At 69.7% G+C, this 15,499-nt stretch carries 9 protein-coding genes; 2 read left to right on the top strand and 7 right to left on the bottom strand.

Features of this window, described 5'->3' with window-relative positions:
• Positions 1–60 precede the first annotated feature (60 nt).
• On the bottom strand, positions 61–3,744 hold the full coding sequence (locus ESP51_RS06250; RefSeq protein WP_129520041.1) for an ExeM/NucH family extracellular endonuclease: 3,684 nt from the start codon (positions 3,742–3,744) through the stop codon (positions 61–63).
• A gap of 225 nt (positions 3,745–3,969) precedes the next feature.
• Between ESP51_RS06250 and ESP51_RS06255 the strand changes: the two genes are divergently transcribed.
• A complete protein-coding gene (locus ESP51_RS06255) occupies positions 3,970–4,953 on the top strand; it encodes an EamA family transporter (protein ID WP_129520042.1) in 984 nt (327 codons plus the stop codon).
• Between the two features lie 112 nt (positions 4,954–5,065).
• On the opposite strand, the gene ESP51_RS06260 is transcribed toward ESP51_RS06255, so the two are convergent.
• From ESP51_RS06260 to ESP51_RS06280, 5 genes are read right to left on the bottom strand one after another with little or no spacing between them, the layout of a single operon-like run.
• On the bottom strand, positions 5,066–7,600 hold the full coding sequence (locus ESP51_RS06260; RefSeq protein ID WP_129520043.1) for a DEAD/DEAH box helicase: 2,535 nt from the start codon (positions 7,598–7,600) through the stop codon (positions 5,066–5,068).
• A gap of 27 nt (positions 7,601–7,627) precedes the next feature.
• A complete protein-coding gene (locus ESP51_RS06265; protein WP_241843012.1) occupies positions 7,628–8,644 on the bottom strand; it encodes a LacI family DNA-binding transcriptional regulator in 1,017 nt (338 codons plus the stop codon).
• Between the two features lie 32 nt (positions 8,645–8,676).
• A complete protein-coding gene (locus ESP51_RS06270) occupies positions 8,677–9,606 on the bottom strand; it encodes a carbohydrate ABC transporter permease (protein WP_129520045.1) in 930 nt (309 codons plus the stop codon).
• A gap of 1 nt (position 9,607) precedes the next feature.
• Positions 9,608–10,576 carry a carbohydrate ABC transporter permease gene (locus tag ESP51_RS06275; RefSeq protein WP_129520046.1) on the bottom strand — a complete coding sequence of 323 codons (969 nt, stop codon included), beginning with the start codon at positions 10,574–10,576 and terminating at the stop codon, positions 9,608–9,610.
• A gap of 59 nt (positions 10,577–10,635) precedes the next feature.
• A complete protein-coding gene (locus ESP51_RS06280; RefSeq protein WP_129520047.1) occupies positions 10,636–11,943 on the bottom strand; it encodes an ABC transporter substrate-binding protein in 1,308 nt (435 codons plus the stop codon).
• Between the two features lie 195 nt (positions 11,944–12,138).
• Here ESP51_RS06280 and ESP51_RS06285 point away from each other — a divergent pair, with 195 nt between their 5' ends.
• Complete coding sequence (locus ESP51_RS06285) at positions 12,139–14,505, top strand: beta-galactosidase (protein WP_241843013.1); 2,367 nt, start codon at positions 12,139–12,141, stop codon at positions 14,503–14,505.
• Positions 14,506–14,541: 36 nt separating this feature from the next.
• Here the strand turns inward: ESP51_RS06285 and ESP51_RS06290 are convergent, their stop codons facing one another.
• A complete protein-coding gene (locus ESP51_RS06290) occupies positions 14,542–15,282 on the bottom strand; it encodes an LGFP repeat-containing protein (protein ID WP_164990434.1) in 741 nt (246 codons plus the stop codon).
• Between the last annotated feature and the right edge of the window lie 217 nt (positions 15,283–15,499).

The raw sequence follows: 15,499 nt of genomic DNA on the forward strand, positions 1-15,499 counted from the left end.
CGAGACGCCGATGAGGCCGGACACTCGCGTGCCCGGCCTCATCGGTGGTGCGGTGTTCGATCAGTCGACGGTCAGGGTGAACGAGCTCGACGTGCCGGTTGTCGGCACCGAGATCTCGAACGTCTGCGCGCCGCTCGCTCCCTCGGGGATCGTGAAGACCACCGTCGCCTGGCCGATGTTGTCGAGCGTCGGCGTGAACGACCGGTCGACCGGCGCGCTCGCGAGGTCGACGCCGCCGAGCGAGACGACGACGGTTCCGGCCGCGGGCTCGTTCGTGCTGAAGTCGAGCGACGAGAGGTTGACCGTCACCTGGTCGCCCACGTCGTAGCCGTCGGCGTCGGGAGCCGAGACCTTGACTCCGACCGCGCGCTGCGCGTAGTCAGGCGTCGCAGTGCCGTGGGCGGCGTACCAGTCGACCATCGACTCGAGGTCGACCTTGCCGCTGTCGGCCTTGCTCGTGCCCGTCGCGAGGGTGAGGAAGTTGTCTCCACCGGTGCCGAGGAACGAGTTCACGCCGACCGAGTACGTCGCCGCGGGATCGAGCGGCTCGCCGTTCAGGCGAATGCTCGTGATGTGCGAACCCTTCGCCGCCGTCGGGTCGTACGTGTAGGTCAGCCCCTCGCTCACGCCGAGCTTGAGGAACGGCCTGGATGCCCCAGCCGGCTGCCACTGGTCCTCGAGCACGTCCTTGATCTTCGCTCCGGTGAGATTCATCGTGACGAGCGTGTTCGCGAACGGCTGCACCGCAGCGGCCTCGCGATACGTGACCTCGCCCGACTCGATATTCGCCCGCAGGCCGCCCGGGTTCATGAACGTGACATCGACCTCGCGAGTGCCGTCTTCATTGAGCGCCCAGAGCTGCACGTCGGCGACGAAGTTGCCGAGCGTCGACTCACCACCGCGGTTCTCGGGGTAGGAGGCGCCACCGAGGGGTGCGAACGCGGCCCGGTTGAAGTTCGCGCTCGCCTCTCCCAGCACGACATTGCCGAGTTCATCGGCGACGATCTTCGCCTGGTCGACGATCGGCTTGACCTCGGGGTCGTCGAGGTAGAGCGGCGTCGCGCCGTCCATGAGGTTGTAGACCTCGTTGGTGATCTTGGAGATCTTCTTCGCCGCGCGATCGAACTGGATCTCCATCTTGGAGAACTTCTCGCCGTACTGGCCGCTCGAGATCACGGGCCGGCCGTCGATCACGTGGTTGTAGGCGAGATGGGTGTGACCCGAGACGATCGCGTCGACCTCGGCGGTCGTGTTGAGCACGATCTTGCCGAAGCGCGTCGCGGGATCGACCGCCGACGCCACGTCGGTCGTCGCCGCGCCCTCGTGCACGAGCAGGATGAGGATGTCGGCTTCGCCGTTGTCCTTCTTGCCGTCGCTCAACTGCGCCGCGACGCGGTTCGCGGCCTCGGCGACGTCGCCCACCGTGATCTCGGCGATGCCGCCGGGGCTCACGAGTGACGGGAGCTCGTCGGTGACCGCTCCGATGAAGCCCACGTTGACGCCGTCGAACGACTGGATCCAGTACTCGGGCAATGCCGGCTTTCCGGTCGCCTTGTCGTAGACGTTGGCGCCGAGGTACTCCCAGAGGGCGAGCGGCATCACGCGATCGGTGAGGTCGGCGAAGCCCTGGTCGAACTCGTGGTTGCCGACCGAGCTCACCTCGAGCCCGGCGGCGTTGAGCGCTTCGATCGTCGGCACGTCCTGCTGGATGAACGACGTGAACGTCGAGGCGCCGATCATGTCGCCCGCTGCCGCGAACACGGTGTTCGGGTTCTCGGCGCGGATCTGCTTGACCGCGGTGGAGAGCGCCGCGATGCCGCCGGACGGCGCGGACTGCTCGATGCGACCGTGGAAGTCGTTCACGGTCACGACGTCGATCTCGACCGTCGAGGGCGCCGACTCCGTGCCCACGCCGACGAGGATCGGGTCGTGGTCGCTCGAGCGGTAGGGGGTGCCGGCTTCGCTCGCCGGACCCCAGTACTCGCGACCGGACCACTCGGCCGAGTTGATCGACCACACGCCGGCTTTGGTCACCTTGTCGGTGGCCGACTTCGACGCGATGACGTGGTCGAGCGAGCCGAGCTCGCCGTCGAACGAGTACGTGTACTGGCCTGCGGCCTTCTTCGGCAGGATGTCGCTCCAACCCGCGTCGGCGAAGACCTTGATGGGGTCTTCCTTCGCGTAGGCGTTGAAGTCTCCGACGAGGAAGATGTCGGTCTTCCGGTCTACTGAGAGGCCCTGCGCGAAGGTGAGCAGCGACTGGGACTGCTCGACCCGCTCGTCGTTGAACGCGTCTTGACCGGGCTGGGGGCTCGGGTCGGTGCCGCTCTTCGACTTGAAGTGGTTGGCGACGACGGTCACGAACTGCTTGTCGTACTTGAAGGTCTGGGCGATCGGCTCACGCGCGATGTCCCACACGGTCTCGTCGACGATCGTCTTGGCCGCGTCGACCGGCTTGACGGCGGCCGCGCGGTAGATGATCGCGTTCGTGATGAAGTCGGTGATCGCCGCGTCGTGCAGCGCCGCGGGCGTGGGCACGAACTTCCACACCTGGGAGCCGGCGGCCTGGTTGAGGCCGGCGACGAGGTCGGCGAGCGCCTCGTCGGGCGCCTCGCCGAGCTTCACGGAGTTCTCGATCTCCTGGAGCGCCACGATGTCGGCGTCGAGGGCGTTGATCGCCGTGACGATCTTCGACTTCTGGATGGCGAACTCGGCGGCGTTCGCTGCGCCGCGAGCGTCGGGGTTGTCATCGGAGAACGTCGTGAAGTAGTTCAGCACGTTGAAGCCCGCGACCGAGACGTCGCCGCCGACCGCGGGAGCCGCAGCGGGGCGGGGGTTCGCGGCGGTGAACGTGGGCTTGAGCGATGCGTCGCTCGCGTCGGTGATGGGCACCGGCGGCTGCAGGCGCCATTCGCCGAAGTCGAAGTTCAGCACGTATCCGCCGGCGGGGAAGTTCACGGCGTCGCCGTTGCGCACGACCGCGTCTTTCGTGAGGTAGGGCTGGTCGCCGGGGTGTGCCGGGTTGTCGGAGCCGTTGGAGTTGCGGATGCCGATGCTGTAGCCGTCGTCGAGGAGGAGCCGGCTCGCGCGGTTCGCGGTGTTGGCGTTGTTCGCCGCGGTCGAGCCGGGGGCTGCGCTCTCGAACGGCTCGATGGGCATCGCGTTGCCGGCGTTCAGCCAGAGTTCACCGAAGCGCAGGAGGTTGTGGCTCGAGATGAGGCGGTGCGTTCCGCTGGGCTGCACGAGCATGCCCTCGAACGCCTCACGAGCGGCGCCGAGCACCGTGGCGGGCATGGGGGTGAGGGCGGGCACGCCCACCCCGGCCTGCACGAGTTCGACCGCGCCGGCGGCGGAGCCCGTGATCTGCGTGTTGCCGTTGAACTCGCTCACCCGGCCGGTGACGCGCACCTTGTCGCCGATCGCGACCGCGGGATTGGCGCTGGAGAGGAAGATGAAGATGCCGTCTGAGGCATTCGGCGTGGCATCCGCGGCCCCGCCAGAGCCCGCGGTCTGCAGGTAGATGCCACGGTACCCGCCCGTGCGATGGTCGGCGGTGACGACGCCCTCGACCGTGACGGTCGCGCCGACGAGCGGCGACGTCGCGACGTTGGTGCCCTGGACCTGAGCGATGCTGTGCGTCGGTTCGGCGGCGAACGCGGGGGGCGCTGCGAACACCCCGGCGAACAAAGTGCCTGCCGCGGCGATGGCCACGGCAGAAAGGCGTTGGGTGGTGCGACGTTGCATGACTCTCCTCAAGCGTTCGCGCCCGGCTCACACGACTCGCACTCGGGCGCGTTCCTCGGGGACTGTGCCCGTAGCCTATGAGCGCGGAGTGCCCATTTCCAAGGGTGTGCCGACGATTGATTCGTCGATTTCACACGGCGTTCATGCGCGTCTGCGCACATGAGCATCGGCCGCCATTCGGTCCGCTCGAATGAGCAGAACCACGCCGGATACGCTGGGACGACCATGCTCACCGCTGCCCTCTCCCTCACCGGGGCGCTCGTCTACGGCGCGGCCGATTTCCTCGGAGGGCTCGCCGCCAAGCGCATGAGCGCGATGCTCGTGGCGGCGATCGCGGCACTCGCAGGACTCGTCGTGCTCGTCGCCGCCTATCCCGTGCTCGGCGGCACGTGGAGCACGCACGACGTCACGTGGGGCCTGCTCTCCGGGATCTCGGGCGCGATCGGCATCTCGCTGCTCTACGCCTGCCTCGCCATCGGGCCGATGAGCATCCTCTCGCCCCTCACCGCCGTGATCTCTGCGACGGTGCCGATGATCTGGGGGCTGCTCGTGAACGGCGAGCGATTCGGCTCGCTCGGGTATTGGGCGCTCGGCCTCGCGCTCCTCGCGGTGGTGCTCGTGGGCTTCGTTCCTGAGCGCGGGGCGGTGCGGCCGCAACCTCGCGGCCTCCTCCTGGCGGTGGGTTCCGGCATCGGAATCGGCGGCTTCCTCATCGCGATCGACCAGACCTCGGATGAGAGCGGCGTCGTGCCATTGCTCCTCAACCGTTGCGTCACCGCCGCGATCATGCTCACGGTGATCGGCGTCCTGGCGCTCATCGCCGTGTCGCGTCGGGCTGCACGCGAAATGAAGGACGAGCGGATGCCGCAGCCGGCGGTGATCGCGGTGGGTGCCTCGCCGGAGATCGCGGGGATTCCGGCATCGGGGGATGCTCCGAGGTGGCTTCGATACGCGTCCGGCTTCGCCGGGCGCTACTCAACCACCGGACTGCTCGCGATCGCGTGCGGCGTGGTCGACGTGGTCGCCAACGGGCTGCTCCTGCTCGGCATCCGCGCGGGCGACCTCTCGGTGGCTGCAGTGCTCGGGGCGATGTATCCGGCCGGCACGATCCTGCTCGCCGCGGTCGTGCTGAAGGAGCGCATCGCGCCGGTGCAGTGGGCGGGACTCGTGCTCGCACTCACGGCGGCAGGCATGCTCGCCGTGGCGTGACCAACCCCGGTGGTTGAGTAGCCAGCGAAGCAGGCGTATCGAAACCACCCGTGCCCAATGGTGGTTTCGATACGCGTCCGGCTCCGCCGGGCGCTACTCAACCACCGGGCGGCTAGAGGCGCAGCACCTCGGTGACGCGCACGACGGCCGCGCCCTCCTCGGCCGAGGCATCGAGGTCGACCTCCGCGCGGATGCGCCAGTCGTGGTCGCCCGCGGGGTCGTCGATCGTCTGCTCGACGCGCCAGGTGCCGTTCGCGGCATCCGTCTCATCGATCGTGACGAGCGCGGGCGAGCGTGCAGCGCCGCCCGTGCCGATCTCGTCGTGCTCGTCGTAGTAGCGGTCGAGCGCGCCCGGCCAGTCGACGTCGGGGTCGAGTTCGGCGAGCTCGTCGTCGCGCTGCAGCGCCGCGAGCTGCACGCGGCGGAACAGCTCGTTGCGTACGAGCACCATGAACGCGCGACGGTTCGTGACGACCGACGGCGGTGCGGGCGGAACGACGGGCGCGTCGTCTTCTGGCAGGTGCGCCGTGGGATCGACGAGCTCGTTCCACTCGTCGACGAGGCTCGAGTCGACCTGCCGCACGAGCTCGCCGAGCCACTCGATGATGTCGAGCAGCTCCTCGTTCTTCGCCTCGGTGGGCACCGTCTGCCGGATCGCGCGGAACGCGTCGGAGAGGTAGCGCAGCACGAGCCCCTCGCTGCGCGCGAGCTGGTAGTGGAAGACGTATTCTCCGAACGACATGCTTCGCTCGAACATGTCGCGCACGACCGACTTCGGCGACAGCTCGAAGTCGCGCACCCACGGCTGGCTCGATGCGAAGGTCTCGAAGGCCTGCGCGAGCAGCTCGTCGAGGGGCTTGGGCCACGTGACCTCTTCGAGCAGCTCCATGCGCTGGTCGTACTCGACACCATCGCGCTTCATCGCGGCGACGGCCTCGCCGCGAGCCTTGTACTGCTGCTGCGAGAGGATCGGCCGCGGGTCGTCGAGGGTCGACTCGATCACGCTCACGACGTCGAGCGCGTAGTGGCCGGTCGCGATCCCCGACCCGGGCGCCGCGTCGGGGTCGAGCAGCTCGATCGCCGCGAGCGCGAACGGCGACAACGGCTGGTTCAGCGCGAAGTTCGGCGGCAGGTCGACCGTGAGGCGCACGATCGGCGGCGCGGCATCGGGCGTCGGCACGATCTCGACCACGCCCGCATCGCGCAGGGTCCGGAAGATCTCGAGCGCGCGCCGGGCGAGCTCGAACTGCCGCGCCCGCGGCTCGTGGTTGTCGGTCACGAGCGAGCGGATGTTTCCGATGACGTCGCCACCGCGCCCGATCACGTTGATGAGCATCGCGGCACTCAGCTGCAGGTGGGGCGTGAGCGGCTCGGGCTCGGCGGCGACGAGTCGCTCGAACGAGCCCTCGCCCCACGTGATCTGCCCGGCCGGGGCCTTCTTGCGCACGACCTTCTTGAGCTTCTTCGGATCGTCGCCCGCCTTGCGCACGGACGTCTCGTTGTCGATCTCGTGCTCGGGCGCGAGCACGACGACGGTGCCCGCGGTGTCGTAGCCTGCGCGGCCGGCGCGCCCCGCGATCTGGTGGAACTCGCGCGCGCTGATCTGCCGCATCTTCGTGCCGTCGAACTTCGCGAGCGCCGTGATGAGCACCGTGCGGATCGGCACGTTGATGCCGACGCCGAGAGTGTCGGTGCCGCAGATGACGCGCAGGAGCCCGCGCTGCGCGAGGGTCTCGACGAGCCGCCGGTAGCGCGGGAGCATGCCCGCATGGTGCACGCCGATGCCGGCGCGAACGAGCCGCGAGAGGGTCTTGCCGAAGGCCGTGGTGAAGCGGAACCCGCCGATCGCGTCGGCGATCTCGTCGCGCTGCTCGCGCGAGACGATGCGGATCGACGAGAGCGCCTGGGCCCGCTCCATCGCAGCGGCCTGCGAGAAGTGCACGATGTACACCGGCGCCTGACGCGTCTCGAGCAGTTCTTCGACGGTCTCCTGTACGGGGGTCTTCGCATAGGAGAAGTGCAGCGGCACCGGCCGGTCGACGCCCGTGACGCGCGCGGTCTCGCGGCCCGTGCGGCGAGTGAGGTCGTCGGCGATCGCGGTGACGTCGCCGAGCGTCGCCGACATGAGGATGAACTGCGCGCGCGTGAGGGTGATGAGCGGCACCTGCCACGCCCAGCCGCGCTCGGGATCGCCGTAGTAGTGGAACTCGTCCATGACGACCTGGTCGACCTCGAGATCCGCGCCCTGCCTGAGTGCGAGGTTCGCGAGGATCTCGGCCGTGCAGCAGATGATCGGGGCATCCGCGTTGACCGAGCTGTCCCCCGTGACCATGCCCACGCTCTGCGCGCCGAAGATCTCGACGAGCTGGAAGAACTTCTCGCTCACGAGCGCCTTGATGGGCGCCGTGTAGAAGGTGCGGCCGCCTCGGGCGACGGATGCCGCGTGCGCCGCGACCGCGACGAGCGACTTGCCCGTGCCCGTCGGCGTGGAGAGGATCACGTTCGCGCCCGACACGATCTCGATGATCGCCTCGTCTTGCGCGGGATAGAGCGCGAAGCCGCGCTCGTCGGCCCAGCCCACGAAGGCGTCGTACATCGCATCGGCGTCGTACGGGCGCGGGGCGAGGTCGGGCAGCGTCAGGGTCATCCGTTCGAGTCTGTCACGCGCGGCGGGTCAGGCCGATTCGCGTACGACGAGCTCGGTCGGCACGGTGAGCCGTGCCGCACGCTGGCCGTCGCGCACGTCGAGCAGCATGCGCACCATCTCGCGGCTGATGCGGTCGAAGGGCTGGCGCATCGTCGTGAGCGGCGGGTCGGTGCGCTGGGCGACGGGCGAGTCGTCGAAGCCGCCGACCGCGACGTCGTCGGGAACGCGGCGTCCGGCGGCGACGAGCGCGTCGATCGCGCCGGCCGCCATCAGGTCGTTCGCGGCGAAGACCGCGTCGAGGTGCGGCATCCGCTCGAGGAGTTCCTTCATCGCGGCGAACCCGCTCGCCCGGCTGTAGTCGCCCTGGGCGACGAGGCGCTCGTCGAAGGCGTCGCCGTGCTCTTCGCGGTAGCCCGCGAGCCGGCCGATGCCGCCCGAGGTGTCGAGGGGGCCCGCGATGTGGGCGATCGTGCTGCGCCCGGTCGATCGGAGGTAGTCGACCATCGCCCGGGCACCGTCGACGTCGTCGGCCTCGACGTAGCCGATCGACTTCTCGAAGCCGAGCGGCACGCCGCACGCGATGACCGGCACGCGCGCCGCGGCGAACTCGGAGAGGAAGCTCTGCCGGCCGCGGTGCGAGGAGACGAGGAGGGCGCCGTCGACGTGGCCCGCCATGATGAACTCCGTCGCGCGGCGCTGCTCGTCGTCGGAGCCGGCCATCAGGAGCACGAGGGGCAGGTCGTGCTCGGCGAGCGCCTCGGCGGCGCCGCGCATGAGCGCCGAGAAGTTGGGATCCTCGAAGAGCCGCTCGTGCGACTCGGTCAGCAGGAACGCGATCGAGTTGGCGCGGCTCGTCGCGAGGTTGCGAGCGTGCGGGTTGATGCGGTACCCCGTCTGCTTGATCGCCTCGTCGACGGCCGCCGCGGCAGCGGCGCCGACCCAGTGCCCGCCGTTGAGCACTCGCGAGACGGTGCCGCGCGAGACGCCGGCGACGCGAGCGACATCCTCGATCGTCGGTCGTCGTCGGGGCGGGCGGGGTTCCACGCCACCCACCCTATTGCTGCGGCCCGCCATGCTCAGGCTTTCACGGCTCCCGCGGCGAGATCGACCCGCCAGTACCGCTGCAGCACGAGGAACAGCGCGATGAGCGGCACGATCGACAGCAGCGCGCCCGTGATCACGAGCGTGTACATCGACGGCTGGCTCGCACCCTGGTTGAGCAGGCCGCTGAGGCCCACCGTGATGGGGAACAGCCGGTCGTCGCCGAGCATGATGTACGGGAGCATGAAGTTGTTCCACACCGCGACGAACTGGAACAGGAAGATCGTCACGAGCCCCGGCATCATCATCGGCATGGCGATGCGGTGCAGGATGTAGAGCTCCCGCGCTCCCTCGGTGCGCGCCGACTCGATGACGTCGGTCGGCACGGCCGCCGCCGCGTAGATGCGGGCGAGGTAGATGCCGTACGGGCTGATGATCTGCGGCAGCAGCACCGACCAGTACGTGTTCGTGAGTCCCATCTGGGCGAGCAGGAAGTACTGCGGGATCGCGAGGATGACGCCTGGCACGAGCACGCCCATGAGCAGCACCTTGAACACGGTGCCCTTGCCGGGGAACGAGAACTTCGCGAGCGCGTAGCCCGAGAGCGCCGACACATACGTGGAGAGGATGGCGCCGACGCCCGCGTAGAGCGCCGTGTTCACCATCCACCGCCAGTACAGGCCGTCGCGATACTGCGCGAGCTCGACGATGTTGTCGAACAGGTGCGTCGACGGGGCGAACGTGAACGTCGAGAACAGCTCGGCGCCGCTCTTCGTCGCGGCGATCAGCACCCAGAGCACGGGCAGCAGGCAGTAGACCGCGCCGAGCAGGAGCACGGCGGTCGAGCCGACGCTGATCGGATGCCGCACCCGCCGGCTCGCGGCATCCGCTCGCCTCGGCTCGTCAACGCGGGGCAACGGCGACGCGACCCGTTCGGCCGGCGATGAGTTGAAGACCGTGGTCATGTCAGTCCTCCTGACCGAAGGCGCGGCGCTGCACGACGCGCAGGAAGATGAAGGAGATCGCGAACGTCGCGAGCGCGATGATGATCGATGTCGCCGCCGCGGAGTAGACGTCGTCGCGCGTGAATGCGTCGCGGTAGACGAGCATGAGCGGCGACCAGCTCGTGGAGAGGCTGTTCGTGAGGGGCCGCAGGGTCGTCGGCTCGGCGAAGACCTGCAGCGTCGCGATCATCGAGAAGAGCGCCGTCATGACGAGAGCCGGAGCGATGATCGGCACCTTGATGCGGAGCGCGATCTGCAGCTCGCTCGCCCCGTCGATCGTGGCCGCTTCGTAGATCTCGCTCGGCACGGCCTTGAGCGCGGTGTACATGACGATCATGTTGAAGCCCACGCCGCCCCAGAGGCCGATGTTCGCGATCGCGAACGTGACGAGCCCTGAGGAGAGCAGCGACGGCACATCCCAGCCGAACTGCTCGAAGACCCAGTAGAAGGGGCTCACCGCGGGCAGGTAGAGGAAGCCCCACAGCAGCGACGAGATGACGGCCGGCACCGCGTAGGGCAGGAAGATCGAGGTGCGCGAGAAGGCCCTGGTGCGCGTGCGCTTCGCGTCGAGGAGGAGCGCGAACAGGAGCGCCAGGCCGAGCATCGCCGGCACGAGGATGAGCCCGTAGACGAGCACCCGGCCGACGCTCGCCCCGAACTCGGGATTGCCGAGGGCGCTCACGTAGTTCTCGAACCCCGCGAACACCTGCGATCGCGACCCCGAGCCGAGGCCGAGCCCCTCGACCATCTCCTTCTGGAAGCTGAGATAGAGGGTGTAGAAGATCGGGGCGGCCATGAAGACCGCGAAGAGCACGATGCCGGGGGCGAGCATCGCATAGGGCACGAGGGCCCGGCGCGCCTGGGTGCGCCGACGGGACGGGCGTTCCGGATGCCGCGTGGTGACGGGCGCCGACTCCACTGTCGCTGTCATGGTGGTTCTCTCTCCTGCTGAGGAGGGGGCGCCGCGCGGGCGCCCCCTCCGGCCGCACGCTACTTGACCGTGAATCCGCTCGAGGTCATGTCGTCGACCGTGATCGTCTGCATCGCCGTGAGGGCGTCGAGGAACGCCTGCCGCGACTTCGCCTCGGCTGCCTTCGCGAACTCGTCGTTGTAGGCGCTGAACGCGACGTTCACGTTCGGGCCGTACTGGAACGGGGCGACGGATGCCGCAGCTCCAGCCGCGACGTCGTAGAAGTCGGGCTGGTTGCTGAAGAACTCGGGCGCCTCGGTGAGCGCACCCGCAGCCGCCGCGGTCGAGGCGGGGTAGATGCCCGTCTCGGTGACGAGCGCCGCGATCGCCTCGGGGTCGGTGTTCAGCCACGTGGCGAACTCGACGGCGGCCTCGACGTTCTTCGACTGCGTCGTGACCGCGGTCGACGAGCCGCCCCAGTTGCCGTTGCTCGGCTGCGAGGCGTCCCAATCGGGCAGCGCCGCGGCCTTCCAGAGTCCGGCGGTGTCGGCGGCGTTGCCCGAGAGCACGCCCGGACCCCACACGGCGCCGAGCCAGCCGACCTGCGTGCCGTCGTTCAGGCCCGCGTTCCATTCGGGCGTGTACATCGGCTTGTTGTCGATCACGCCCTCCTCGACGAGGCCGCCCCAGTAGTCGGCGACCTTCTGGGTCGGCTCCTCGTCGATGCCGACGCCCCACGCGTCGCCGTCGATCGACCACCACTCGGAGTTCGCCTGCTGCGCGAGGCCCGCGAACCAGCCGGCGTCGTTCGCCGAGAAGGTGCCGAGGAACTTCGACGGGTCGGCCGTGTGCACGGCGCGGGCGACCTCGGCGTACTCGTCCCACGTGGTGGGGACCGAGAGGCCGAGCTGCTGGAAGACGTCGTCGCGGTAGTAGAACATCATGGGCCCGGTGTCCTGCGGAATCGCGTAGACCGCGTCGCCGCCGAGCGTCACGGAGTCCCAGACGCCGTCGGGGAACTCGCTCGCGATGTCGCTCGCACCCGCGTCGGCGAGGTCGGCGAGGGCGTCGGATGCCACGAGCGTCGGGATCTTCTGGTACTCGGCCTGGATGAGGTCGGGAGCACCGCTGCCCGCCTTGATCGCGGTGAGGAGCTTCGTGATGGCGGGGTCGCCGCCGTCCTGCTTGTTGACGGTGACCTGGATCTCGGGGTGCTCCTCGTTCCAGATGTCGACGACCTTGTCGAGGTTCGGCGCCCAGGCCCAGTAGGTGAGCTCCACCGGGTCGTCGGCGGTGCCGGCCTGGCCCGCGTCGGGCGCGCAACCCGTCATGATGAGTGCTGCGGCGGCGGCCGTGGCGAGAGCGCCGAGACGGAGTGTCCTACGCATTTCGTCCTCCTTGTCGAAAGCTGTGTGAGAGTGCAGGGTCCGGCCGGAACTCCACGATGGAGTCGATCCAGACTGTGTGCGCTCCCAGTAACACATAGTGGCGCTCGGCTGTCAAGCCAGCGCATTCAGAATGACACCGGTCGCCGCTTGCTGTGATAGAACTGGGAGCGCACACAGTTGAAGGAGCACTTCGTCGTGACATCCGTCCTCCCCAGCCCGCGCTCGACGCCGACGTCGCAGCCGCTCTCCGTGACCCACGAACCCTGGGCCGAGCCGCTCACGCGGCCCGCGATGGGCACCACGATCGACCGGCACGAACGCGTCGCGCTCACGAGCCGCTACGTCGAGATCGCGGGCCGCCCCGCGATCCCCGTCTCGGGCGAGCTGCACTACAGCCGCGTGCCCCGCGCACAGTGGGAGGAGCGGCTCCGGCTCATGCGTTCGGGCGGGGTCACGGTCGTCGCGGCGTATGTCATCTGGAACCACCACGAGGTCGAACCGGGCCGGCCGAGCTTCGAGGGCGACCTCGACGTCGCCGCATTCGTCTCGCTGTGCGCGGCGGTCGGCCTCGACGTCGTCATGCGGATCGGCCCGTGGTGCCACGGCGAGGTGCGCAACGGCGGCTTCCCCGATTGGATCCAGGATGCCCCGGTCGCACACCGCACTGACGACCCCGGCTACCTCGCGCTCGTCGAGCCGTGGTTCGCCGCGCTCGGACGCGAGCTCGCGCCGCTCTGCGGACCGGCGAGCAACGTCATCGCGATCCAGCTCGAGAACGAGCTCTACGACCAGCCGGGCCACCTCGCGACGCTCAAGGCGCTCGCCCGCCGGCACGGCATGACGGCACCCGTCTACACCGCCACGGCGTGGGGCGGCGCCGAGCTGCCCGCGGGCGAGGTGCTCCCCCTCTTCGGCGGCTACGGCGACGGCTTCTGGGTCGATGCCGACCACGACTGGGACACCACCTTCCGCGAGCACTTCTTCTTCTCGCACACGTGGGACGACCCCGGCATCGGCGCCGACCTCCGCGACCACCCCGGCATCGGCCGCCGTGGCGAGACGCCTCGCCTTCCCTCAGCGTCGTTCCCGGCGGCGACGTGCGAGCTCGGTGGCGGCATGGCGACCGCCTACCACCGGCGTCCGCTCCTCGACGGCAAGGACATCGCGGCCGTCGCGCACAACAAGATCGGCAACGGCTCGGGCTGGCAGGGCTACTACATGTACGCGGGCGGCGTGAACCCGCGCCCTGCGCTGCAGGAGTCGCACGCCACGGGCTACCCGAACGACCTCCCCGAGTTCGACTACGACTTCCACGCCCCGATCGGCTCGGCCGGCCGGCTCGCCTCGAGCCACGCCGAACTGCGCCGCCAGCATGCGTTCCTCGCCGCCTTCGGACCGGCCATCGCCGAGATGCCCTCGACCCTGCCCGAGCGCCTGCCCGCCGGGGTCGACGACGCGATCACCCTGCGCTGGGCGCTGCGCAGCGACGGCGAGTCGGGCTGGGTGTTCGTCACCTGGCAGCAGCCCCACGTTGCGCTCGAGACCTACCGCGGTGCGCAGTTCGCCGTGACCCTCGACCGCGGAAGGACCGTGTTCCCGCACGCGCCCGTCGACGTTCCCGCGGGCACGATCGCGCACTGGCCCGTGAACCTCGAGCTCGGCGGCGTGCGCCTCGACTGGGCGACCGCTTCGCCGCTCACGGTGCTCGGCGGCGAGCATCCCACGCTCGTCGTCGTCGCCGAGGCGGGCATCCCCGTCGAGATCGCGGCGCAGGGCGCCACCGTCGAGACGGACCCGGATGCCGCGATCACGAGCCCCGCTCCGGGCGTCTTCGTGGTCGACACGAGCGAGGTTCGGCGCCTCGAGCTCGTGCAGGGCGAGGGCCGGCTCGCGGTGCTCGTCGTGCCCGCGGCATCCGCCCGGCTCGTCTGGGTGCTCGACGCGACCGGCGAGCGCCGGCTCGTGCTCTCGGCTGCGCCCGTTCATGAAGACGCAGCCGGGGCACTCGTCGCGCGTTCCGCGTCGGCGCCCGCGGTGCAGGAGTACCACGTGCAGGCCGGCCGCTTCGAGCCGGTGACGTTCGCGGCGCGAGCGCCTGGCCGTGACGAACTCGTCGAGGTCTCCGCGCCGCAGCACGGCGAAGTGCCGCCCGCGAGCTATGGCCACCGGGCGGGCCGGGCGTCGGCGCCGACGCGCGAGGACGTCGCCCGGTACGGCACCGCGTGGACCATCTCTCTCCCGCCGAAGGGCCACGGGATGCGCACCCTCGAGATCGAGTGGGCGGGCGACGTCGCGCGACTCGAACTCGACGGCGAGGTCGTGGCCGACCGGTTCTGGGACGGCACGCCGTGGACGATCGGGCTCGACGCGCTCGGCGCGCCCGGAGCGCTCGGCGATGGCAACGGCCCCGTCGAGCTCACGCTGCGCATCGTGCCGCTGCACCCCGAGGCATCCGTGCACCTCCCGGCCGCTGCCGCCGCTCGTCGCGAGACGAACCACGGCCCGCTCATCGCACTCGACTCGGTGCGCCTCGTCGAGGCGCCGGCCTGGCGCGAGGCGTAGGAGGGCGACTGCGCGAGACTTCGCGGTTCGGTTGCCTCAGGCCTGCGTGGGCTGCGGCGCGAAGCCGGTCTGCAGACGGCCGACGCCGTCGTACTCGACCTCGAGGGCATCGGATGCTGCGGGCGCCATCACCGCGACGATCGGACCGCCGGCCGGCGACCACTCGATGCTGCCGCGCTCGAACGCAGCCCGGTGCACCCCGGACTCGACCTCGACGACGACGTCGCTGACGGGCACGCCGAGCGCCGAGTTCTCCCAGCCGAGAAGGGCCCAGATGTCACGCACCATGCCGTGCACGATGGCGGCACCGTGGAGGGGCGTCCAGTAGATGGAACCGCCCTCGAAGTGCGCGAAGCGGCCGGGGCTCGGCGCGGCGGCACCATTGGCCCGGAACGGCTGCTCGTCAGTGGTCGGGAAGCCGAGGAACGACGCCGTTCCGCCCTCGGCCTTCCAGCGCTCGGCGATGGCGCCGTGCACCTCGTGAGCACCGGTGCGCTCCGACCAGTACACGGAACCGTGCGTGAACTCGCGGTGATACGCGTCGGCGGTGCCGATGCGGGTGTGCAGCCCGGTCGCCTCGCCCAGCCACGGGTGCTCGGCGCGCTTGGCGCTGATCGCCGGCACCGCGACGAGCAGCCGGTTGGTCGGGTCGTACCGCACGGCGGTGCGGAAGTCGCTCCAGCTGAGGGCTCGGTCGACGCGGGTCGCATGGACCTCGTCGGGGCGAGCGGCGTTCGGGTGGCTGCGCCGCGCGATGCGCGTCATCCGCTCAGTCATCGATCGTCCTCTCGCTCTGAATTGGGAAGCCGGCCTGCACCGGTGTTCGGGTCCACGGGTGCACGGCCGGCTCTGAATCGACTTCCCACAGTGACAGTTCCCCCTGCGGTCCATAGGACGACGATCGTCTCCGACCATACGGTCACCGGCCGACAGGGGGAATCAGGGGTACCCCTGATCTTCTGCGGGCCCCGGTGGTTGAGTAGCCCGCGAAGCA

It is taken from the genome of Agromyces albus (assembly GCF_004134825.1).
Taxonomy (GTDB): domain Bacteria; phylum Actinomycetota; class Actinomycetes; order Actinomycetales; family Microbacteriaceae; genus Agromyces; species Agromyces albus.

Excerpts from the sequence above, each read along its gene's own strand:
- ESP51_RS06275 (WP_129520046.1), bottom strand. The coding sequence starts at position 10,576 with ATGACAGCGACAGTGGAGTCGGCGCCCGTCACCACGCGGCATCCGGAA.
- ESP51_RS06260 (WP_129520043.1), bottom strand. The coding sequence starts at position 7,600 with ATGACCCTGACGCTGCCCGACCTCGCCCCGCGCCCGTACGACGCCGAT.
- ESP51_RS06280 (WP_129520047.1), bottom strand. The coding sequence starts at position 11,943 with ATGCGTAGGACACTCCGTCTCGGCGCTCTCGCCACGGCCGCCGCCGCA.
- ESP51_RS06250 (WP_129520041.1), bottom strand. The coding sequence starts at position 3,744 with ATGCAACGTCGCACCACCCAACGCCTTTCTGCCGTGGCCATCGCCGCG.
- ESP51_RS06290 (WP_164990434.1), bottom strand. The coding sequence starts at position 15,282 with ATGACTGAGCGGATGACGCGCATCGCGCGGCGCAGCCACCCGAACGCC.
- ESP51_RS06270 (WP_129520045.1), bottom strand. The coding sequence starts at position 9,606 with ATGACCACGGTCTTCAACTCATCGCCGGCCGAACGGGTCGCGTCGCCG.
- ESP51_RS06255 (WP_129520042.1), top strand. The coding sequence starts at position 3,970 with ATGCTCACCGCTGCCCTCTCCCTCACCGGGGCGCTCGTCTACGGCGCG.